We start from the raw sequence: 19266 nt of genomic DNA on the forward strand, positions 1-19266 counted from the left end.
GCGGGTCAGCGCGCTAGATGCGCCGCCGTCGAGCCGGGACCGACGCCTTCCGGCACCGGGATGTTGGTCGACGAGTACTTCGCGTTCATCACCATGGTCGGCCCGGCCGAAAGGGTGAACCGCCGTGCCACCACGATGGTGTAGGCCGAATCAGCCGCGACAGGCTTGTTGGCGCCGATGTTCAGTTCGCCCTGCGGCAGGTAGAGCGTGCCGAGCAGAACCTTGGCGTCGTTGCTCAGGATCTCGTGTTTCTGGTTCAGCGGCGAGCTGCGGTCCTCGAAAACCAGCATGCCGGCCATCACACCGTCACGCGGCGCGGTCAGATCGATCTTCGTATCGGCATCGAAGCGCAGAACGGCGCCCTTTCCGGTGAAATAGAGCCCGACATTCGCCCCTTTGAGCGTCGCGCCGCCGGAGACGTCCAGCTTTCCGTCCTTGAAGGCGTAGATTCCCGGGTTCAGCGTGACGACGGCGCCCTTGCTGATGCGCACGCCGCCACAATAGGTGCCGGGGCTGAGCGTGGTGCTGGATGTCACCTTCAGATCCGTGGCGGCGCAGGCGCCGGTCGACGGGGGCGGGCGCGAAGCGAGTGGGTCCTTCAGCACCGGGCAATCCAGCGTCGGGCTCGGCACGAAGCTGTCGTATTTGTCCTTGTAGCTGCCGCCGGCCGAGCAGATGAAGCGGGCGCGGATCTGCGAATTCTGCATCGCCTTGAGGCCATGCGTCATGTTCGAGTTGGAATAGACGGCGCATTCCGGCGCCTCGAGCTTGGCTTCCTTCTCGAGATAGATCGTCTCGTTCTTCGTGGTTTCGAGCCCGACGACGCAGATCGAGGCCGTGCCGAGCACGCGCGCGGTCGCGCTCGCCGCCACCGTGACCATGTCCTGGCCGAACATGTGCATGATGTTGGTCCGCGCCACGGTCGACACGTCGACCGTCACCGAGAACTTCTTGAGGTCGACGGAGGTCGCGACGGTAGCGGTCTGGTTGACGGCCGCGAGCTGTGCCTTGGCGAACTTCTCGGCGGCGGTCTGGACCGTCGCCGGCGTGGCGTTGGCGAGGCGGAACTCGCGGGCGGCCGCCAGGGCCGAGGCGTCAGCGACGGTCTGGAAGGCCTGGCGCTGCTCGGACAGGATGCCGTAATCGACGACAACGCCGGCGCCCATCGCCAGCACCGGCAGCGCGACGCCCATCGCGACGATGGTGCCGCCCCGCTCGCAACCGAGCAGGCGCCGCAGCAGCCCTGTCAGCCGCGCCGCCATCTCAGGCCGCCGCCAGGGCGCGATGCGCCCGGACCATGAAGCGGATCTGGTGGCCGAGCAGCCGCCAGTTGACCGGCTTGCACATGAAGGAGGTCGCGCCGGCCGCATAGGCCTCGTCGATCGACAGGACGTCCTCGCGGCCGGTGATGACCATCACGGGGAGGTCGTCGAAGCGCCGGTCGGCCCGCAGACGGCGGACCATTTCGATGCCGTTGATCCCCGGCATGTCGACATCGACCAGCGCGACGCCGAAGGCGGTGGTCTCCAGCAGCGCGAGGCCTTCTTCCGCGGAGGCGGCCGTGGTGACGTCGGCCTGCGGGCCGGCGAGATAGACGGCGCAGAATTCGCGCTGGATCGGGTCGTCATCGACCGCCAGGATCGAGAGTCGATCGTTCAGCACGTAAGTGAATGGGATGCAGGCTTCGCCCGTCATCGTCATCGCAACGCTCCCGCGGCACCGTTCTGGTGCCTGAGCGAGAACCCTGACGCGCAGATGCAAATAAACCGTTCCGACTCTTTCGACTTATTCGCAATCGAGTTTGGAATTGGGAAAGCATGGGCGGCCTATCGTCAGGCATGCGCATGCGTCTTCAGCTGTCGATCCGTACCCGCCTGATCCTCCTCGTCGTGGCTTCGACGCTGCTGGCGAGCGGGGTGCTCGTGGCCGTCTCGGTGTGGCGCGAGACTGAGAGCTATGGTGTCTCGCGGCGCGACGCCGTGCTCGACACCGGCTTCGCCATCGCCGCCGCCGCTGCCCGTCCCACGGCCGACCACGATTCCGCAGCAGCTCAAGAGGCGATCAACGCGATTTCGCGCCTGAAGGGCATCACCTATGCCGGCATCGAGACCAGCGACGGTCGCGCTTTGGCCGAGATCGGCGCGACCGAGCAACTCGCGGGCGATCTCGTCGTGGACGGGCCGCAGACGCGCTGGTCGCTTTCGGCGATCCTCCGCAGCCGCTCGATGGAGGCCGTCGTGCCGGTCATTCATGGCGGCGCCGCGGTCGGCAGCCTGCGGGTCATCGCCGACACGCGCGACCTGCCGGCGCTGATCCGCCGCGCTGTCGAGGAGACGCTGCTGACGGGCGCGGTGGCGACGCTGGTCGCGATTGCGCTGGCGCTGCGCCTGCAGGGACGCATCACGGGTCCCCTCGGCGTGCTGACGCAGACCATGATGCGCGTGCGCCGGGAGCACGACTACACGGTGACGCTGCCGGCCGGGCCCCGCGACGAGATCGGCATCCTGGTCGACAGCTTCAACAGCATGCTCGGTGACATCCGCGAGCGCGACCAGAGGCTTGCCGACCACCGCAACCGGCTGGAACGCGAGGTCGCCGACCGCACCGCCGACTATCAGCGCGCCGCGCTCTCGGCCGACCGCGCGAACCAGGCGAAGTCCGACTTCCTGGCGACGATGAGCCACGAGATCCGCACGCCGATGAACGGCATCCTCGTGATGGCCGAGCTACTGGCCGCCGGCGAGCTGCCGCAGCGCGCCCGCCGCCAGGCGGAGGTCATCGCGCGCTCCGGCACCAGCCTGCTCGCGATCATCAACGACATTCTCGACATTTCGAAGATCGAGGCTGGCAAGCTCGAGGTCGAGACGCTCGAGATCGACCCCGAGGAATCGGTGGACGCGGTACTCCAGCTCTTCGGCGATCGCGCCCTGTCCAAGGGACTCGACCTCTGCGGCCTGTTCGAGACGCCGCCAGGTCTGACGATCACGGCCGATCCCGTGCGCCTCGGCCAGGTGCTGGGAAATCTCGTCAACAATGCACTCAAATTCACGGAGGCGGGCGGCGTCACCGTGGCGCTGACGCGGGAAGGCGAGGGGGCGCTTCGCTTCTCGGTCACCGACACCGGCATCGGCATCCCGGCTGACAAGCTCGGCACGATCTTCGAATCCTTCTCCCAGGCCGACCAGTCGACCACCCGCACCCATGGCGGCACGGGGCTTGGGCTCTCCATCGCGCGCCAGCTCGTCGCCGCCATGGGCGGAACGCTCGAGGTCCGCAGCACACTCGGACAAGGCAGCACCTTCTCCTTCGCACTGCCGATCGCCGCTGTCCCCGCGCTCAACGAGCGGCCGGCGCTCTCCGGTCAGCGCCGGAGTGCGGCCATCCTGCTCGAACAGGGCCAGACGGCGGCCATGCTGGCGCGCGCGCTGGCCGTGGGAGGCTACGAGGCGGGCGAGCCCGCGGCCGCCGGCCTCGATCTGATCGTGACCTCGCCCGCGGGGCTTGCGGCGGCCAAGGGCAGGGCGGCGGTGGTCCTCGTCGTCGCAGCTGCGACCCAGGATCCCAGCGCCCTGATCGAAGCGGGCGCGGACGAGGTGCTGACCTGGCCGGTTCAACAGCGCGATCTCCGGGCGGTGCTATCGGCGCTGCGCGAGGGCGCGCCGCTGCGGCGTGCGGAGATCCGCCGCGCCGTGGCGGGCGAGACCCCGCACTATCCGGCTCTGCGCGTGCTCGTCGCTGACGACAGCGAGGTCAACCGCGAGGTCGCCGATGCCGCGTTGCGTCGCTTCGGCATCGTGGCGCGTTTCGTCGAGGACGGGCTGCAGGCCGTCGCCGCGGTGGAGCGCGAGGCCTTCGATCTCGTGCTGATGGACGGCAGCATGCCCGGCCTGGACGGTTTCGAGGCCGCCCGCGCCATCCGAACCCGCGAGGCCGAGACGGGGCGGGCCCGCTTGCCCATCGTCGCCCTGACCGCTCATGTCGTCGGCACGGCGGCCGATGCCTGGCGCGAGGCCGGCATGGATGACGTGGTCCACAAGCCCTTCACGCTTGCACGACTAGGTGAGGTTCTCTCGGCCTTCGCGGCGGGAGAGGAAGGCCGGCCCGCGCCGGAGGCTGTGTCCGAAGCGGCGCCCGACGAGACACCCTGCCTGAACGAGTCGGTGCTGCAGGATCTGATCGCCATGACCAATGGCTCGATCGAGACTGCTCAGCGCATCGCCGAGCTCTACAGGGTGAAGTCGCTGGAGGAGGCGGACCGTCTGGCCGAAGCCACGCGGGCCGGCGATGTCGACAGGATCGCAGCCTGTGCCCATGCGTTGAAATCGATGAGCGCGAACCTCGGTGCCAAAAGGCTGGCGGCGTCTGCGGCCGAGATGGAGCGCGCGGCGCGCGAGGACCAGACACCGCCGGGCGCGGAGCAGATCGCGGAGGTCTCGGGCCTGTTGCTGCAGACCCATCGCGAGATCGCGGCGGCGATGGCCCGCGCTGCGTGAGGACGCTGCGCTCCCCAGCTCACCAGCCTGTGATCGGCGGCCGCGAAACAGTGGCATCTGTCCCGTTGCTGCGGTCACGGACAGCCCCTAGTCGTGACGCCACCAGAGGGAGCCCGGTCGCGCGGGCGGGGGAGTTCACCATGCGTCTTCGTTCAGCCATTGTCCTGGCCGCCGCCGGCCTGCTGTCCTGTCTCTCCGCACCGGCCTCGGCCCACGAGATCAAGATCCTGACGGCGGGGGCCTTCAAGCCGATCGTGACCGCCGTCGCACCGGAGTTCGAGAAGAGCACCGGCCACAAGCTCGTCATCGACAACGATACGGCCGGCGGACTGCTGCGCCGCATCGGCGGGGGCGAGGCCTTCGATGTCGCGGTGCTGACGCCCGCCGCGGTGAACGAACTGGTGGCCAGCGGCAAGATGGCAGCGGGGACCCCGGTCAATCTGGCGCGGACCTCTGTCGGCGTCGCGGTGAAGGAGGGGGCGCCGCGTCCCGACATCGCCACAGTCGCTGCCTTCAAGACGGCGCTGCTGGAAGCCCGCAAGGTGGCCTATATCGACCCGGCCGCCGGCGGCTCGAGCGGCATCTACTTCTCGAAGCTGCTCGAGACCATGGGCATCGCCGAGCCGATCCGTGCCAAGGCCGTGCTGGTGCCGGGCGGACTCGTCGCCCAGCGGCTGGTCACCGGCGAGGCGGATCTCGCCATCCACCAGATCAGCGAGATCCTCGCCGTTCCCGGCGCCGTCTTGGTCGGGCCGCTGCCGGCCGAGATTCAGAACTACACCGTCTACACCGGCGGTCTCGCCACCGGCTCGGCCAGCTCGGCTCCGGCGAAGGCGTTCCTCGCCTTCCTGCAGGGCGATGCCGCGCGGCGCATCTTGGCCGAGAAGGGCATGGAGCGCGCGCCGGAGTGAGCCTCACCAGGGGCGCCGCGGCCCCGTGTCGATATGCAGGATGCCGTTCCAGTAGACCTTGTGCCCGCCGACCTCGGGCAGGGTCCGGACCCATTCGATGACGGCGCGCGGTCGGACCCCCGGCACGCGGAAGTCCATCGCCTCGCAGCGCTTGTGATAGGAGCCGCGCCGCGCCCGCCAGGGCGGGCGCCAGGTCGAGGTGACCTTCACCGCCCCGTATTTGTCGGAAATCTGGTTCAGGATTGTCTTCAGCCGTGGCGGCAGGCAGGCGATCGAGGTGCCGGGATCGGTTGAGATGCCGGGACGCTCCGGCTTTTCGTTGGGGTCGAAAGCGGGCTCGGCGCCAGCCTTCTGTCCCGGCGTGAGTTGCGGCCATTCCGGCCCCTCATCCTCGTCCGGCTCGCTGGTCAGCGGAGCGTTGGCGGCCGGGGGAGGGCCGTCGGCAGCCGGAGCCGGCGGCACGATGATCGGCGGCAAGGGCGGGCTGCCCAGAAGATCCAGATCGAAGGGACGTTGCGGCGGCAGCGGCGCGCGCATCATCTGCCCCTCCTGCTGCGCCAAGACGGTGCCAATCGGCGCGCAGGACAGGGCCAGCGCCAGGCTCGGCGCGATCGGGAAGCGTCGGGCCATGAAAATCAGGGCGTCGGCGCCGGGATGAAGACGGCGCGCGTCTCGGCCCCGACGAGGGCGAGTTGCGGGGATTTGGCACAGAGTTCCGCCAGCGCGGCGGGCGCGGCTGTCACCTTGTCGGTGTCCAGCAGCGGACGCATCGCACTCCCGGCGAAATAACCCGCCAGCCAGAGCGAGAGCTGGGTGCGGTCGTTCTCGTTCATCGAGACGAAATCGGCACAGCTCGCCCGCGACAGGTCGAGCGCCTCAGCCTGCGCGAGCTGCAGCCCGGCGACCAGGAGGAGCGGGGCGGCGAACAGAGACCGGAGATGCGCGGGCATGGGTGCCTCTTCTGGGACATCGCGGCGAAACGCGGATGAGTCGATTCGACGCGAGTGTGTCGTGTCGCGTCCTGTGCGGCTAGCGGGAAGCCGGCATTCTGCGGCGAAATTCGGGCGATGCCGCCGGAGGCCGCGGCGCGATCGAGAGAAATCGTTCATCCTGCGCGGTATTCAACCCCGCTGCGCGATGCTGCAGCGCGGCAGAGTCTTGCTTCATTCTAAAGCAAGGTCTAATCGACAGCGGCGGCGCGGTGCCGCGTCCGTTTTGAGGCGGGATCGTCCATGCAAGCTCTTCCGGTGCCGTCGCTGCTGAACGACTATCTGCCGCTGGTGATCTTCCTCGGCGTCTCGGCGTTCATCGGCCTGGCGCTGCTGATCGCTCCCTTCGCGATCGCCTATTCGAAGCCGGACCCCGAGAAGCTCTCGGCCTATGAGTGCGGCTTCAACGCCTTCGACGATGCGCGCATGAAGTTCGATGTGCGCTTCTATCTGGTGGCGATCCTGTTCATCATCTTCGACCTCGAAGTCGCTTTCCTCTTCCCCTGGGCGGTCGCTTTCGGCGAGCTCGGCTGGTATGGTTTCTGGTCGATGATGGTCTTCCTGGGCGTGTTGACCGTCGGCTTCGTCTACGAATGGCGCAAGGGTGCGCTCGAGTGGGACTAACTGTCGCCTCGCAGGCGCAAAGCGCGAGGCATATCTGACGGTTACGGTTCACGAGGATACGAGAATGGCAATGACAGCGATCGACCGCGGGAACCCGCTCGTCGCGCCCGCGCCCAAGGGGCTCGTCGGGCCGGACGGCTTGCCGGTCGGCCAGCGCGACCCCTTCTTCACGGCGATCAACAGCGAACTCGCCGACAAGGGCTTCCTCGTCACCGCGACCGACGACCTGATCAACTGGTCGCGCACCGGCTCGCTGATGTGGATGACCTTCGGCCTTGCCTGCTGCGCGGTCGAGATGATGCAGCTCTCGATGCCGCGCTACGATGTCGAGCGCTTCGGCTTCGCGCCGCGCGCCTCGCCGCGCCAGTCGGACGTGATGATCGTCGCCGGCACGCTGACCAACAAGATGGCTCCGGCGCTGCGCAAGGTCTACGACCAGATGCCCGAGCCGCGCTACGTCATCTCGATGGGCTCCTGCGCCAATGGCGGCGGCTACTACCACTACAGCTATTCGGTGGTGCGCGGCTGCGACCGCATCGTGCCGATCGATATCTATGTGCCGGGCTGCCCGCCGACGGCGGAGGCGCTGCTCTACGGCGTGCTACTGCTGCAGAAGAAGATCCGGCGCACGGGCACGATCGAGCGCTAGGCCGTATCCGTCGGTCGGGCCTCGCCCGGCCGGCTCGCGACGGACAGGACAGGGATTGGGCCCAATCCTGCATGAGACGGTCGGGCCAGACCCCACCGTGACGCAGATGGGTCAACGAAGGTGAGATGATGAGCGAAGCGCTCGTACAACTCGGCGAAGAGATCAAGGCGGCGCTGCCGGGCGCGGTCACCGAGGCCGTCGTCGCCTTCGACGAGCTGACCATCCATGCCGAAGCGGCCTCGATCGTCGAGGTGATGAAGACGCTCTGCGGCGACCGCCGCTTCCGCTTCGTCAATTTCACCGACATCGCCGGCGCCGACTATCCCGGCCGCGAGAAGCGCTTCGACATCGTCTACCATTTGCTGGCGCCCTATTCGAACCGCCGCATCCGCGTGAAGGTGCAGACCGACGAGGCGACGCCGGTCCCGTCGATCATCGAGGTCTTCCCGGCCGCGAACTGGTACGAGCGCGAGGCCTATGATTTCTACGGCATCCTGTTCTCGGGCCATCCGGATCTGCGCCGCATCCTCACCGACTATGGCTTCGAGGGTTATCCGCTGCGCAAGGACTTCCCGCTGACCGGCTATGTCGAGGTCCGCTACGACGACGAGCAGAAGCGCGTCGTCTACGAGCCGGTGAAGCTCAACCAGGAATTCCGCAACTTCGATTTCCTCTCGCCCTGGGAAGGGACGGATTACGTCCTGCCGGGCGACGAGAAGGCGAAAACGGTCTGATCGGAGCCGGACATGACCGAGCACAACATCCGGAACTTCTCGATCAATTTCGGCCCGCAGCATCCGGCGGCCCATGGCGTTCTGCGCCTCGTGCTGGAACTCGACGGCGAGATCGTCGAGCGCGTCGATCCGCATATCGGCCTGCTGCATCGCGGCACCGAGAAGCTGATCGAAGCGAAGACCTATCTCCAGGCGATGCCCTATTTCGACCGGCTCGACTATGTCGCGCCGATGAACCAGGAGCATGCCTACTGCCTGGCGGTCGAGAAGCTGATGGGCGTCGAGGTCCCGCGCCGCGGCCAGCTCATCCGCGTGCTCTATTCCGAGATCGGCCGCATCCTCTCCCATCTGCTCAACGTCACCACGCAGGCGATGGACGTCGGCGCGCTGACGCCGCCGCTTTGGGGCTTCGAGGAGCGCGAGAAGCTGATGGTCTTCTATGAGCGGGCCTCGGGCGCGCGCATGCATGCGGCCTATTTCCGGCCCGGCGGCGTGCATCAGGACCTGCCGCCCTCGCTGATCCACGACATCGCCGAGTGGTGCGACCCGTTCCTGCAGACCTGCGACGACCTTGAGGGTCTGCTGACCGACAACCGCATCTTCAAGCAGCGCAATGTCGACATCGGCGTCGTCGATCTCGAGACCTGCTGGAAATGGGGCTTTTCGGGCGTGATGGTGCGCGGCTCCGGCGCCGCCTGGGACCTGCGCAAGTCGCAGCCCTATGAGTGCTATGCCGAGATGGATTTCGACATCCCCATCGGCAAGAACGGCGACTGCTACGATCGCTACTGCATCCGCATGGAAGAGATGCGCCAGTCGGTGCGCATCATGAAGCAGTGCTGCGAGAAGCTGCTCTCGGCCGATGGCGGCGGGCGGATCTCGGCGCTCGACGGCAAGATGGTGCCGCCCAAGCGCGGCGAGATGAAGCGCTCGATGGAAGCGCTGATCCATCACTTCAAGCTCTACACCGAGGGCTTCAAGGTCCCCGAGGGCGAGGTATACGCCGCCGTCGAGGCGCCCAAGGGCGAGTTCGGCGTCTATCTCGTCGCCGACGGCACCAACAAGCCCTACCGCGCCAAGATCAAGGCGCCGGGCTTCGCCCATCTCCAGGCAATGGACTTCATGTGCCGCAAGCACATGCTGGCGGACGTTTCCGCGATCCTCGGCTCCCTCGATATCGTCTTTGGTGAAGTTGACCGCTGATGTCCGTCCGTCGTCTCGCCCCCGATGCCGTCCAGCCCGCCTCCTTCGCCTTCGACGCGGCGAACGAGAACTGGGCCGACCAGCAGATCGCCAAATATCCGGAGGGGCGTCAGGCCTCGGCCGTGATCCCGCTGCTGTGGAAGGCGCAGGAGCAGCATGACGGCTGGCTGCCGCGGGCCGCGATCGAGGCGGTCGCGCGCAAGCTGGGCATGGCGCCGATGCGGGTGATGGAGGTCGCGACCTTCTACACCATGTTCAACCTGCAGCCGGTCGGCGAGCATTTCGTCCAGCTCTGCGGCACCACGCCCTGCGCGCTGCGCGGGGCGGAGGCGCTGAAGAAGGTCTGCCTCGACGTGATCGGTCCGCAATCGACGGTCAGCGCCGACGGCAAGCTTTCCTGGCTCGAGGTCGAGTGCCTCGGCGCCTGCTGCAACGCTCCGATGGCGCAGATCAATTTCGACTATTACGAGGATCTGACGCCCGAGAACTTCAAGGCGCTGCTCGAGGATCTGCGCCATGGCCGCCCGGTCAAGACGGGCTCGCAGATCGGCCGCTCCGGATCCGAGCCGGTCGGCGGCGGCGAGACGCTGAAGGACCCGGCCCTCTATGACGGCTCGGTGATCGGCGCCGGCGACTGGCAGAAGCGCGTCACCGAGCAGCGCAAGGCGGCCGCCGAAGCCGCCGCCGCCAAGGCCGCGGCCGAGGCGGAGGCCAAGAAGGCTGAAGCGAGCAAAACCGACGCGACGCCGGCTGCGGCGACAAAGCCGGCGACGGAGACCGCGGCGCCGGGCCGCCCGAAGCCGTCCGAACCGGGCCAGCCGACGAGCGCCGCCAACGACACCCCGGCCGCCGGTGGCAAGGTCGATGCGAAGTCCGCCGCGGAGTCGGCCAAATCCGCCGGCGCGCCCGCCGACAAGCCGGTGAAGTGAGGTCAGGACGATGCTCGCCGATCGCGATCGTATTTTCACCAATCTCTACGGCCTTCACGACCTCTCGCTGAAGGGCGCCATTGCGCGCGGCGCCTGGGACGGCACCAAGTTCCTGCTGGAGCAGGGGCGCGACTGGATCATCGACGAGATGAAGAAGTCGGGCCTGCGCGGGCGCGGCGGCGCCGGCTTCCCGACCGGGCTGAAATGGTCCTTCATGCCCAAGCAGAACGACGGGCGGCCGCATTACCTCGTCGTCAATGCCGACGAGTCGGAGCCCGGCACCTGCAAGGACCGCGAGATCATGCGCAACGACCCGCATACGCTGGTCGAGGGCTGCCTGATCGCCTCCTTCGCCATGGGTGCCCATGCGGCCTACATCTATATCCGCGGCGAATATATCCGCGAGCGCGAGGCGCTGCAGCGCGCCGTCGACGAGGCCTATGAGGCGAAGCTGATCGGCAAGGACAACGTCCACGGCTATCCCTTCGATCTCTACGTACATCACGGCGCCGGCGCCTATATCTGCGGCGAGGAGACGGCCCTGCTCGAAAGCCTCGAGGGCAAGAAGGGCATGCCGCGGATGAAGCCGCCATTCCCGGCCAATGTCGGCTTGTATGGCTGCCCGACCACGGTGAACAACGTCGAGTCGATCGCGGTGGCACCGACCATCCTGCGCCGCGGCGCGGCCTGGTTCTCGGCGCTGGGCAACCCCAACAATGTCGGCACCAAGCTATTCTGCGTCTCTGGCCATGTGAACAAGCCGTGCAATGTGGAAGAGGTGATGGGCATCACCTTCCGCGAGCTGATCGACCGGCATTGCGGCGGCATTCGCGGCGGCTGGGACAACCTCAAGGCGGTCATCCCGGGCGGCTCCTCGGTGCGCATGGTCCCGGCCGAGCAGATCATCGACACGCCGATGGATTTCGACTCGCTGTCGAAGCTGAAGTCGGGCCTCGGTACGGCGGCCGTGATCGTCATGGACAAGTCGACCGATATCGTCCGCGCCATCGCCCGCATCAGCCATTTCTACAAGCATGAGAGCTGCGGCCAGTGCACGCCCTGCCGCGAGGGCACGGGCTGGATGTGGCGCGTCATGGAGCGCATGGCCGAGGGCCGCGCCCAGAAGCGCGAGATCGACATGCTGCTCGACGTCACCAAGCAGATCGAGGGACACACGATCTGCGCGCTCGGCGATGCCGCCGCCTGGCCGATCCAGGGCCTGATCGCGCATTTCCGTCACGAGATCGAGCAGCGCATCGACGACTATGCCGCCAACCCGCACAGCGAGCCCGTGCGCATGATGGCGGCGGAGTGACGACGATGAGCGAAGAGCCCGACAACATCGTGCTGGTGATGCTTCGGCGCATGGACGCGAAGCTGGACCGTGTCATCGACGATGTCCGGGATCTCAAGGTTCGCATGACGAACGTCGAAGAAGGCTTGGCGAAGGTCGAATTGTCGATCGCCGGCGTGAATCGGCGTATCGACGGGGTTGAAGCGCGGCTGGACCGGATCGAGCGCAGGTTCGATTTGGTCGACATGCCGCACTGAGAGAAAATACGATGACCAAACTCATCATCGACGGCATCGAGGTCGACGTACCCGCCGAATACACGGTCCTGCAGGCCTGCGAGGCGGCGGGTGCGGAGGTGCCGCGCTTCTGCTTCCATGAGCGGCTCTCGATCGCCGGCAATTGCCGCATGTGCCTCGTCGAGGTGAAGGGCGGCCCGCCCAAGCCCCAGGCCTCATGCGCCATCGGCGTGCGCGATCTGCGCCCCGGCCCGAATGGCGAGCCGCCGGTCGTCTCGACCAAGTCGCCGATGGTCAAGAAGGCGCGCGAGGGGGTGATGGAGTTCCTCCTCATCAACCACCCGCTGGATTGCCCGATCTGCGACCAGGGCGGCGAGTGCGACCTGCAGGACCAGGCGATGGCCTATGGCGTCGACACCTCGCGCTATGCCGAGAACAAGCGCGCCGTCGAGGACAAGTATATCGGCCCGCTGGTCAAGACCTCGATGACGCGCTGCATCCAGTGCACGCGCTGCGTCCGCTTCACCACGGAGGTCGCGGGCGGTTCCGATCTCGGCGCCATCGGGCGCGGCGAGGATATGGAGATCACCACCTATCTCGAGCAGGCGATGAGCTCGGAGCTGCAGGGCAATGTCGTCGATCTCTGCCCGGTCGGCGCGCTGACCTCGAAGCCCTACCAGAACAAGGCCCGGCCCTGGGAGCTGTCCAAGACCCAGTCCATCGACGTGATGGACGCGGTCGGCTCGGCCATCCGCGTCGATTCCCGCGGCAAGGAGGTCATGCGCATCCTGCCCCGCCTCAACGAGGCGGTGAACGAGGAGTGGATCTCCGACAAGACCCGCCACATCGTCGACGGGCTGCGCACGCAGCGTCTCGACCGGCCCTATATCCGCGAGAACGGCGCGCTCCGCCCGGCCTCGTGGAACGAGGCCTTCGCGCTGATCGCCGGCAAGGTGAAGGCGGCGAAGCCTGAGAAGATCGGCGCCATTGCCGGCGATCTCGCGGCGGTGGAGGAGCTGTTCGCGCTGCAGAGCCTGATCGGCTCGCTCGGCTCGCCCAATCTCGATGCCCGCCAGGACGGCACCAGGCTGCATCCGAAGTTCGGCCGCGCCAGCTACGTTCTCAATGCTGGCATCGCAGGCATCGAGGAGGCGACCTCGCTGCTGATCATCGGCGCCAATCCGCGCCGCGAGGCGCCGATCCTGAACGCCCGCATCCGCAAGCGCTGGCTGCGCGGCGATTTCAAGATCCAGCTCATCGGCGAGCAGGCCGACCTGACCTATGACTATGATTACCTCGGCGCCGGCACCGACACGCTGGCCGATCTCGCCGGCAAGGCGGAGAAGGCGGGCGAGCGGCCGATGGTGCTGATCGGGCAGGGCGCTCTCGCCCGCGCCGACGGCGAGGCCGTGCTGGCGCTGGCGGCGAAGGCCGCCCAGTCGCTCGGCGCCGTGAGCGAAGGCTGGAACGGCTTCGGCGTGTTGCACACCGCCGCCGCCCGCGTCGGCGCGCTCGATCTCGGCTTCGTGCCGGGCGAAGGCGGTCTCGACGTCGCCGGCATGCTCGCGCCCGGCGCGCTCAATGTGCTGTTCCTGCTCGGCGCCGACGAGGTCGAGGTGCCGGCAGGCGCCTTCGTGGTCTACCAGGGCACCCATGGCGACCGCGGCGCCCACCGCGCCGACGTCATCCTGCCCGGCGCCGCCTACACCGAGAAGTCGGCGACCTATGTGAACACCGAAGGGCGCGTGCAGATGACCGCGCGCGCCACCTTCCCGCCGGGCGATGCCCGCGAGGATTGGGCGGTGCTGCGGGCGCTCTCGGCCGCGCTCGGGAAGACGCTGCCCTTCGACTCGCTGGCCGGGCTGCGCCAGGCGCTCTATGCGGCGCACCCGCATTTCGCCGCGCTCGACACGCTGCAGACGACGGATGCCAGCGGCTTGGCTTCTCTCGCCGGGCTCGGCGGCAAGCTCGACAAGGCGGGCTTCGCCTCGCCCGTCGCGGATTTCTACCAGACCAACCCGATCGCGCGCGCTTCCGCCGTGATGGCCGAATGCTCGGCGCTGGCCTCGGGCCGGCTTCGGCAGGCGGCGGAGTAACCGGCCATGAACTGGGACCTCGTTCTCGATCTCGCGATCATGCTGGGCAAGAGCCTGCTACTGCTGGTCTGCCTGCTCGTCTTCATCGCCTACATCCTGCTGGCGGACCGCAAGATCTGGGCGGCGGTGCAACTGCGGCGCGGCCCCAACGTGGTCGGCCCCTTCGGCCTGTTCCAGAGCTTCGCCGACCTGCTGAAGTTCGCCTTCAAGGAGCCGATCATTCCGTCGGGCTCGAACAAGGGCGTCTTCATCCTGGCGCCCTTCGTCTCCTGCCTGTTGGCGCTCGGCGCCTGGGCGGTGATCCCGGTCGCGCCGGGTTGGGCGATCGCCGACATCAATGTCGGCATCCTCTACATCCTCGCCATCTCCTCGCTCGGCGTCTACGGCGTCATCATGGCGGGCTGGGCGTCGAACTCGAAATACCCCTTCATGGGCGCGCTGCGCTCGGCCGCGCAGATGGTCTCCTACGAGGTCTCGATCGGCTTCGTCATCATCACCGTGCTGCTCTGCGTCGGCTCGCTGAACCTCACCGCCATCGTCGAGGCGCAGAACACCAAGGCCGGCCTGCTGGGCTGGTACTGGCTGCCGCTCTTCCCGATGTTCGTGATCTTCTTCATCTCGGCGCTGGCCGAGACGAACCGCCCGCCCTTCGATCTGCCGGAGGCGGAGTCGGAGCTCGTCGCGGGCTATATGGTCGAGTACTCCTCGACCCCGTATCTGCTGTTCATGCTCGGCGAATACGTGGCGATCATGACCATGTGCGCGCTGACCACGATCCTGTTCCTCGGCGGCTGGCTGCCGCCGTTCCCGATCGCGCCCTTCACCTGGCTGCCGGGCGTGTTCTGGTTCGCGCTCAAGGTCTGCCTGGTCTTCTTCATGTTCGCGATGGTGAAGGCCTTCGTGCCGCGCTACCGCTACGACCAGCTGATGCGGCTGGGTTGGAAGGTCTTCCTCCCGCTCTCGCTGGTCTCCGTGGTGGTGGTCGCCTTCGTGCTGCAGCTGACGGGCTGGGGCCCGGCGCGCTGATGGTTGCGTCCGTCCTCGGCGGGGTGGCCGGGATGGTGGCGGGCGGCGGGCTGTTCTTCGCGGGGTGCTACTTCGCTTGGCGCGGTCAGTGGTTCGGTGCAGTCGACGCGATGTTCGACTTCGCCTGGAACGGGTGGATCTTCGCGGTCTTTCTCGGGGGCCTCCTCGGGAGCCGCGCCGTGCAATGGCTGGGGCTGGTGCCGGGATGAGCATGGCGGGCGCGATCGGAGCCGTCCTCGGCTTCGCGTTGGGGCTGCTGGAATACAGGATCGTGTCGGGCGTCGTCATCGCGGCGCTGCGCCGGACCGATCGTTCGACGACGCAGGCGGAACGCGACGACTACGAGCGCCGCATCCGCGTGCTGAAGCTGGCGCTGGCCGTTCTGATGATCGGTGTCACGCCGGTGCTGGGTTATGTGATCGGCCGGACGCTGTTCGGCTGAGAGGGAAGGACGAAGGCGATGTCGCTCGCACAAGCCGCCAAGGGCCTGCTGCTGAAGGAGTTCGTCGGCGCGTTCGCGCTGTCGATGCGCTATTTCTTCAAGCCGAAGGCGACCATCAACTACCCCTTCGAGAAGAACCCGCAGAGCCCCCGCTTCCGCGGCGAGCATGCGCTGCGCCGTTATCCGAACGGCGAGGAACGCTGCATCGCCTGCAAGCTCTGCGAGGCGATCTGCCCGGCGCAGGCCATCACCATCGAGGCCGGCCCGCGTCGCAACGACGGCACGCGCCGCACCACGCGCTACGACATCGACATGACGAAGTGCATCTATTGCGGCTTCTGCCAGGAGGCCTGCCCGGTCGATGCGATCGTCGAGGGGCCGAATTTCGAGTTCGCCACCGAGACCCGCGAGGAACTGTTCTACGACAAGGACCGGCTGCTCGCGAACGGCGCCCGCTGGGAGCGCGAGATCGCGCGCAACATCGCGATGGACGCTCCCTATCGCTGAGGGTCCGGCAGGCTCAGGGCGCGGTTGTCGCAGCCGGTGGGCCTGACTATAGACGCTCCAAACGACGCCCGGCGAGAGTCGGGCGGCACGGAACACGAGAGCCGCCGGCAGGGGCGGAAAGGCTGACCGAGATGAATGCCGCAGCGGCCTTCTTCTATCTCTTCGCAGGTGTCACCGTCGCCTCGGCGTTCATGGTGGTGGCCTCGCGCAACCCCGTCCATTCGGTGCTCTACCTGATCCTCGCCTTCGTCAACGCGGCGGGGCTCTTCCTGCTGCTGGGCGCCGAGTTTTTGGCGATGCTGCTGATCGTCGTCTATGTCGGCGCGGTGGCGGTGCTGTTCCTCTTCGTCGTGATGATGCTCGACGTCGATTTCGCCGAGTTCCGCCAGGGCTTCCTGAACTATCTGCCGATCGGGGCGCTGATCGGCCTCGTCTTCGCGGTCGAGCTGCTCCTTGTGGTCGGCGCCTGGGTGATCGACCCGCAGATCGTGCGCGCGCCCGTCGCAGCGATCCCATCCGGCATCACCAACACCGAGGCGCTCGGGCGGGTACTCTACACGCAATATGTCTACTACTTCCAGGCGGCGGGCCTCGTCCTGCTCGTCGCGATGATCGGCGCGATCGTGCTGACCCTGCGCGAGCGCGTCGGCATCAAGCGCCAGGACATCGTGCAGCAGAACGCCCGCACCAAGGCGACCGCGATGGACGTCAAGAAGGTGCAGCCGGGCGCGGCCCTGCCGGAGGAGACCGTCTGATGATCGGCCTTGGCCACTATCTCGCTGTCGGCGCGATCCTGTTCACGCTGGGCGTGCTCGGCATCTTCCTGAACCGGAAGAACGTCATCGTCATCCTGATGTCGGTCGAGCTGATCCTGCTCTCGGTCAACCTGAACTTCGTCGCCTTCTCGAGCTTCCTGAACGACATCGTCGGGCAGGTCTTCGCGCTGCTGGTCCTGACGGTGGCGGCGGCCGAGGCGGCGATCGGCCTCGCCATTCTCGTCGTCTACTTCCGCAACCGCGGCACGATCGCGGTGGAAGACATCAACATGATGAAAGGCTGAGGCGCCAGCGCCCGGATCCGCCCCATGTATCACGCGATCGTCTTCCTCCCCCTGATCGGCTTCCTGATCGCCGGCCTCTTCGGCCGGCTGATCGGCGCGCGCGGCTCGGAAATCGTCACCACCTCGCTGCTCGTCGTCTCGGCCGTCCTGTCCTGGATCGCCTTCTTCAATGTCGGCTTCGGCTCGGGCACCACGCGCGTCCAGGTCGCGACCTGGATGTCCTCGGGCGGGCTGCAGGTGGACTGGGCCTTCCGCATCGACACGCTGACCGTGGTGATGCTGGTCGTCGTGAACACCGTCTCCTCGCTCGTGCACCTGTACTCGATCGGGTACATGCACGAGGATCCGCACCGGCCGCGCTTCTTCGCCTATCTCTCGCTCTTCACCTTCGCCATGCTGATGCTGGTGACGGCGGACAACCTGCTGCAGATGTTCTTCGGCTGGGAGGGCGTCGGCCTCGCCTCCTATCTGCTGATCGGCTTCTGGTACCAGAAGCCCTCCGCCTGCGCCGCCGCCATGAAGGCCTTCATCGTCAACCGCGTCGGCGATTTCGGCTTCCTGCTCGGCATCTTCCTGGTCTTCGTGCTGACCGGCTCGGTCGCCTTCGACACCATCTTCCCGCAGATCGCCGGCCTGACCGAGAAGAGCTTCCGCTTCCTCGGCTATGACTGGAACGCGCTGACGCTGACTGCGCTGCTGCTGTTCATGGGCGCGATGGGCAAGTCGGCCCAGTTCCTGCTGCACACCTGGCTGCCGGACGCGATGGAGGGCCCGACCCCGGTCTCGGCCCTGATCCATGCGGCGACCATGGTCACCGCCGGCGTTTTCATGGTGGCGCGCCTGTCGCCGATCTTCGAATACGCACCTGTGGCGCTCACCGTCGTCATCGTCGTCGGCGCGACGACCGCCTTCTTCGCCGCCACGGTCGGCCTCGTTCAGAACGACATCAAGCGCGTCATCGCCTATTCGACCTGCTCGCAGCTCGGCTACATGTTCGTCGCGCTGGGCGTCGGCGCCTATTCGGCCGGCGTCTTCCACCTCTTCACCCACGCCTTCTTCAAGGCGCTGCTGTTCCTCGGCGCCGGCTCGGTCATCCACGCGATGCATCACGAGCAGGACATGCGGAACATGGGGGGACTGCGGAAGCACATCCCGCTGACGGCCGCCGCCATGACGATCGGCACGCTGGCGCTGACCGGCTTCCCGCTGCTCGCCGGCTACTTCTCCAAGGACGCGATCATCGAGAGCGCCTATGCCGCCGTGGCGCATAAGGGCTTCGCGGCGTCTTACGCCTTCGTGCTGCTGGTCGTCGCCGCCTGCTTCACCTCCTTCTACTCCTGGCGGCTCTACTTCATGACCTTCGAGGGCAAGCCGCGCTGGGCCGGCCACGGCCACGACGCGCATGGTCATGCTGATCAGGCTCACGCCGCCCATGGTCACGACGATCACGCCCACGCCCATGCCGCTCATGCGCATGACGACCACCACGGCCATGGCCATGACCACAAGCCGCATGAGAGCCCGCTGGTGATGCTGATTCCGCTCGCCGTGCTCTCGCTCGGCGCGCTGGGCGCCGGATGGGCCTTCAAGGAGGCGTTCATCGGCCACGACTACGAGCACTTCTGGAAAGCCGCGCTCTTCACGGGCAAGGACAACCACATCCTGCACGAGATGCACGAGGTGCCGAAATGGGTGATCTGGTCGCCCTTCGTCGCCATGCTGATCGGCCTGGCGCTGGCGTGGTACATGTATGTCCGCCGGCCTGACGTGCCGGGCAAGCTCGCCGCCGCCAATCCGGTCCTGTACCGCTTCCTGCTCAACAAGTGGTATTTCGACGAGATCTACGACTTCCTGTTCGTGAAGCCGGCGATGTGGATCGGGAAATTTCTCTGGAAGAAGGGCGACGGCTTCGTCATCGACGGCATGGGCCCGGACGGCATCTCCGCCCGCGTCGTCGACGTCACCAACCGGGTCGTGCGGCTGCAGACCGGCTATCTCTACCACTATGCCTTCGCCATGCTCATGGGCGTCGCGGGCCTGGTGACCTGGTATCTCGTGGCGCGCGGGTGAGAT

Annotated in this window: 21 protein-coding genes; 17 read left to right on the forward strand and 4 right to left on the reverse strand. The window is 67.1% G+C overall.

Annotated elements, in window-relative coordinates:
• Positions 1 to 5 precede the first annotated feature (5 nt).
• Together ACFPN9_RS05425 and ACFPN9_RS05430 are read right to left on the reverse strand one after the other, a co-directional pair.
• Positions 6 to 1262, reverse strand: a complete 1257-nt coding sequence (locus ACFPN9_RS05425) for a pilus assembly protein TadG-related protein (protein ID WP_066716418.1) — start codon at positions 1260 to 1262, stop codon at positions 6 to 8.
• Position 1263: 1 nt separating this feature from the next.
• The gene (locus ACFPN9_RS05430; RefSeq protein WP_197426507.1) at positions 1264 to 1701 is read right to left on the reverse strand and encodes a response regulator; all 438 of its coding nucleotides are present in this window, start codon (positions 1699 to 1701) and stop codon (positions 1264 to 1266) included.
• A 143-nt stretch (positions 1702 to 1844) separates the two neighbouring features.
• Here ACFPN9_RS05430 and ACFPN9_RS05435 point away from each other — a divergent pair, with 143 nt between their 5' ends.
• Positions 1845 to 4493: an ATP-binding protein gene (locus ACFPN9_RS05435; RefSeq protein WP_377815837.1), complete on the forward strand. Its 2649-nt coding sequence runs from the start codon at positions 1845 to 1847 to the stop codon at positions 4491 to 4493.
• Between the two features lie 140 nt (positions 4494 to 4633).
• A complete protein-coding gene (locus ACFPN9_RS05440; protein ID WP_066716413.1) occupies positions 4634 to 5404 on the forward strand; it encodes a molybdate ABC transporter substrate-binding protein in 771 nt (256 codons plus the stop codon).
• Between the two features lie 3 nt (positions 5405 to 5407).
• On the opposite strand, the gene ACFPN9_RS05445 is transcribed toward ACFPN9_RS05440, so the two are convergent.
• Positions 5408 to 6034 (reverse strand): YcbK family protein, encoded by a 627-nt coding sequence (locus tag ACFPN9_RS05445; RefSeq protein WP_377815839.1) that lies wholly within the window; start codon positions 6032 to 6034, stop codon positions 5408 to 5410.
• A 5-nt stretch (positions 6035 to 6039) separates the two neighbouring features.
• A complete protein-coding gene (locus ACFPN9_RS05450; RefSeq protein ID WP_066716408.1) occupies positions 6040 to 6354 on the reverse strand; it encodes an HdeA/HdeB family chaperone in 315 nt (104 codons plus the stop codon).
• Between the two features lie 297 nt (positions 6355 to 6651).
• On the opposite strand from ACFPN9_RS05450, the gene ACFPN9_RS05455 reads away from it, so the two are divergent.
• From ACFPN9_RS05455 to nuoL, 15 genes are all read left to right on the forward strand, one after another.
• Positions 6652 to 7017, forward strand: a complete 366-nt coding sequence (locus ACFPN9_RS05455; RefSeq protein ID WP_156446405.1) for an NADH-quinone oxidoreductase subunit A — start codon at positions 6652 to 6654, stop codon at positions 7015 to 7017.
• Between the two features lie 70 nt (positions 7018 to 7087).
• Entirely contained in the window at positions 7088 to 7666 is a 579-nt protein-coding gene (locus tag ACFPN9_RS05460) for a NuoB/complex I 20 kDa subunit family protein (protein WP_377815898.1), read from the forward strand.
• 128 nt (positions 7667 to 7794) lie between these two features.
• On the forward strand, positions 7795 to 8400 hold the full coding sequence (locus ACFPN9_RS05465) for an NADH-quinone oxidoreductase subunit C (protein ID WP_066716591.1): 606 nt from the start codon (positions 7795 to 7797) through the stop codon (positions 8398 to 8400).
• 12 nt (positions 8401 to 8412) lie between these two features.
• A complete protein-coding gene (locus ACFPN9_RS05470) occupies positions 8413 to 9603 on the forward strand; it encodes an NADH-quinone oxidoreductase subunit D (protein ID WP_066716400.1) in 1191 nt (396 codons plus the stop codon).
• Positions 9603 to 10532: an NADH-quinone oxidoreductase subunit NuoE gene (gene nuoE / locus ACFPN9_RS05475; RefSeq protein ID WP_066716394.1), complete on the forward strand. Its 930-nt coding sequence runs from the start codon at positions 9603 to 9605 to the stop codon at positions 10530 to 10532. The genes ACFPN9_RS05470 and nuoE overlap by 1 nt, the downstream gene beginning before the upstream one ends.
• A gap of 10 nt (positions 10533 to 10542) precedes the next feature.
• Positions 10543 to 11847 carry an NADH-quinone oxidoreductase subunit NuoF gene (gene nuoF, locus ACFPN9_RS05480; protein WP_066716391.1) on the forward strand — a complete coding sequence of 435 codons (1305 nt, stop codon included), beginning with the start codon at positions 10543 to 10545 and terminating at the stop codon, positions 11845 to 11847.
• Between the two features lie 5 nt (positions 11848 to 11852).
• Positions 11853 to 12083, forward strand: a complete 231-nt coding sequence (locus ACFPN9_RS05485; RefSeq protein WP_066716589.1) for a hypothetical protein — start codon at positions 11853 to 11855, stop codon at positions 12081 to 12083.
• An 11-nt stretch (positions 12084 to 12094) separates the two neighbouring features.
• Positions 12095 to 14158 (forward strand): NADH-quinone oxidoreductase subunit NuoG, encoded by a 2064-nt coding sequence (gene nuoG / locus ACFPN9_RS05490; RefSeq protein ID WP_066716388.1) that lies wholly within the window; start codon positions 12095 to 12097, stop codon positions 14156 to 14158.
• Between the two features lie 6 nt (positions 14159 to 14164).
• On the forward strand, positions 14165 to 15184 hold the full coding sequence (gene nuoH, locus ACFPN9_RS05495; RefSeq protein WP_066716386.1) for an NADH-quinone oxidoreductase subunit NuoH: 1020 nt from the start codon (positions 14165 to 14167) through the stop codon (positions 15182 to 15184).
• Positions 15184 to 15393, forward strand: coding sequence for a hypothetical protein (locus tag ACFPN9_RS05500; RefSeq protein ID WP_066716384.1), 210 nt, complete (start codon positions 15184 to 15186; stop codon positions 15391 to 15393). The genes nuoH and ACFPN9_RS05500 overlap by 1 nt, the downstream gene beginning before the upstream one ends.
• Positions 15394 to 15395: 2 nt before the next feature.
• A complete protein-coding gene (locus tag ACFPN9_RS05505; RefSeq protein WP_066716381.1) occupies positions 15396 to 15626 on the forward strand; it encodes a hypothetical protein in 231 nt (76 codons plus the stop codon).
• 18 nt (positions 15627 to 15644) lie between these two features.
• Complete coding sequence (gene nuoI / locus ACFPN9_RS05510) at positions 15645 to 16133, forward strand: NADH-quinone oxidoreductase subunit NuoI (protein WP_066716373.1); 489 nt, start codon at positions 15645 to 15647, stop codon at positions 16131 to 16133.
• 131 nt (positions 16134 to 16264) lie between these two features.
• Positions 16265 to 16888, forward strand: a complete 624-nt coding sequence (locus ACFPN9_RS05515) for an NADH-quinone oxidoreductase subunit J (RefSeq protein ID WP_066716370.1) — start codon at positions 16265 to 16267, stop codon at positions 16886 to 16888.
• Complete coding sequence (nuoK, locus tag ACFPN9_RS05520; protein ID WP_066716367.1) at positions 16885 to 17193, forward strand: NADH-quinone oxidoreductase subunit NuoK; 309 nt, start codon at positions 16885 to 16887, stop codon at positions 17191 to 17193. Before ACFPN9_RS05515 ends, nuoK begins: the two co-directional genes overlap by 4 nt.
• 24 nt (positions 17194 to 17217) lie before the next feature.
• Positions 17218 to 19263 (forward strand): NADH-quinone oxidoreductase subunit L, encoded by a 2046-nt coding sequence (gene nuoL, locus ACFPN9_RS05525; protein WP_066716364.1) that lies wholly within the window; start codon positions 17218 to 17220, stop codon positions 19261 to 19263.
• The last annotated feature ends 3 nt before the right edge of the window (positions 19264 to 19266 follow it).

Source organism: Allobosea massiliensis (assembly GCF_042655245.1).
Taxonomy (GTDB): Bacteria; Pseudomonadota; Alphaproteobacteria; order Rhizobiales; family Beijerinckiaceae; genus Allobosea; species Allobosea massiliensis.

Excerpts from the sequence above, each read along its gene's own strand:
- ACFPN9_RS05425 (WP_066716418.1), bottom strand. The coding sequence starts at position 1,262 with ATGGCGGCGCGGCTGACAGGGCTGCTGCGGCGCCTGCTCGGTTGCGAG.
- ACFPN9_RS05430 (WP_197426507.1), bottom strand. The coding sequence starts at position 1,701 with ATGACGATGACGGGCGAAGCCTGCATCCCATTCACTTACGTGCTGAAC.
- ACFPN9_RS05435 (WP_377815837.1), top strand. The coding sequence starts at position 1,845 with ATGCGTCTTCAGCTGTCGATCCGTACCCGCCTGATCCTCCTCGTCGTG.
- ACFPN9_RS05440 (WP_066716413.1), top strand. The coding sequence starts at position 4,634 with ATGCGTCTTCGTTCAGCCATTGTCCTGGCCGCCGCCGGCCTGCTGTCC.
- ACFPN9_RS05445 (WP_377815839.1), bottom strand. The coding sequence starts at position 6,034 with ATGGCCCGACGCTTCCCGATCGCGCCGAGCCTGGCGCTGGCCCTGTCC.
- ACFPN9_RS05450 (WP_066716408.1), bottom strand. The coding sequence starts at position 6,354 with ATGCCCGCGCATCTCCGGTCTCTGTTCGCCGCCCCGCTCCTCCTGGTC.
- ACFPN9_RS05460 (WP_377815898.1), top strand. The coding sequence starts at position 7,088 with ATGACAGCGATCGACCGCGGGAACCCGCTCGTCGCGCCCGCGCCCAAG.
- ACFPN9_RS05465 (WP_066716591.1), top strand. The coding sequence starts at position 7,795 with ATGAGCGAAGCGCTCGTACAACTCGGCGAAGAGATCAAGGCGGCGCTG.
- ACFPN9_RS05470 (WP_066716400.1), top strand. The coding sequence starts at position 8,413 with ATGACCGAGCACAACATCCGGAACTTCTCGATCAATTTCGGCCCGCAG.
- nuoE (WP_066716394.1), top strand. The coding sequence starts at position 9,603 with ATGTCCGTCCGTCGTCTCGCCCCCGATGCCGTCCAGCCCGCCTCCTTC.
- nuoF (WP_066716391.1), top strand. The coding sequence starts at position 10,543 with ATGCTCGCCGATCGCGATCGTATTTTCACCAATCTCTACGGCCTTCAC.
- ACFPN9_RS05485 (WP_066716589.1), top strand. The coding sequence starts at position 11,853 with ATGAGCGAAGAGCCCGACAACATCGTGCTGGTGATGCTTCGGCGCATG.
- nuoG (WP_066716388.1), top strand. The coding sequence starts at position 12,095 with ATGACCAAACTCATCATCGACGGCATCGAGGTCGACGTACCCGCCGAA.
- nuoH (WP_066716386.1), top strand. The coding sequence starts at position 14,165 with ATGAACTGGGACCTCGTTCTCGATCTCGCGATCATGCTGGGCAAGAGC.
- ACFPN9_RS05500 (WP_066716384.1), top strand. The coding sequence starts at position 15,184 with ATGGTTGCGTCCGTCCTCGGCGGGGTGGCCGGGATGGTGGCGGGCGGC.
- ACFPN9_RS05505 (WP_066716381.1), top strand. The coding sequence starts at position 15,396 with ATGGCGGGCGCGATCGGAGCCGTCCTCGGCTTCGCGTTGGGGCTGCTG.
- nuoI (WP_066716373.1), top strand. The coding sequence starts at position 15,645 with ATGTCGCTCGCACAAGCCGCCAAGGGCCTGCTGCTGAAGGAGTTCGTC.
- ACFPN9_RS05515 (WP_066716370.1), top strand. The coding sequence starts at position 16,265 with ATGAATGCCGCAGCGGCCTTCTTCTATCTCTTCGCAGGTGTCACCGTC.
- nuoL (WP_066716364.1), top strand. The coding sequence starts at position 17,218 with ATGTATCACGCGATCGTCTTCCTCCCCCTGATCGGCTTCCTGATCGCC.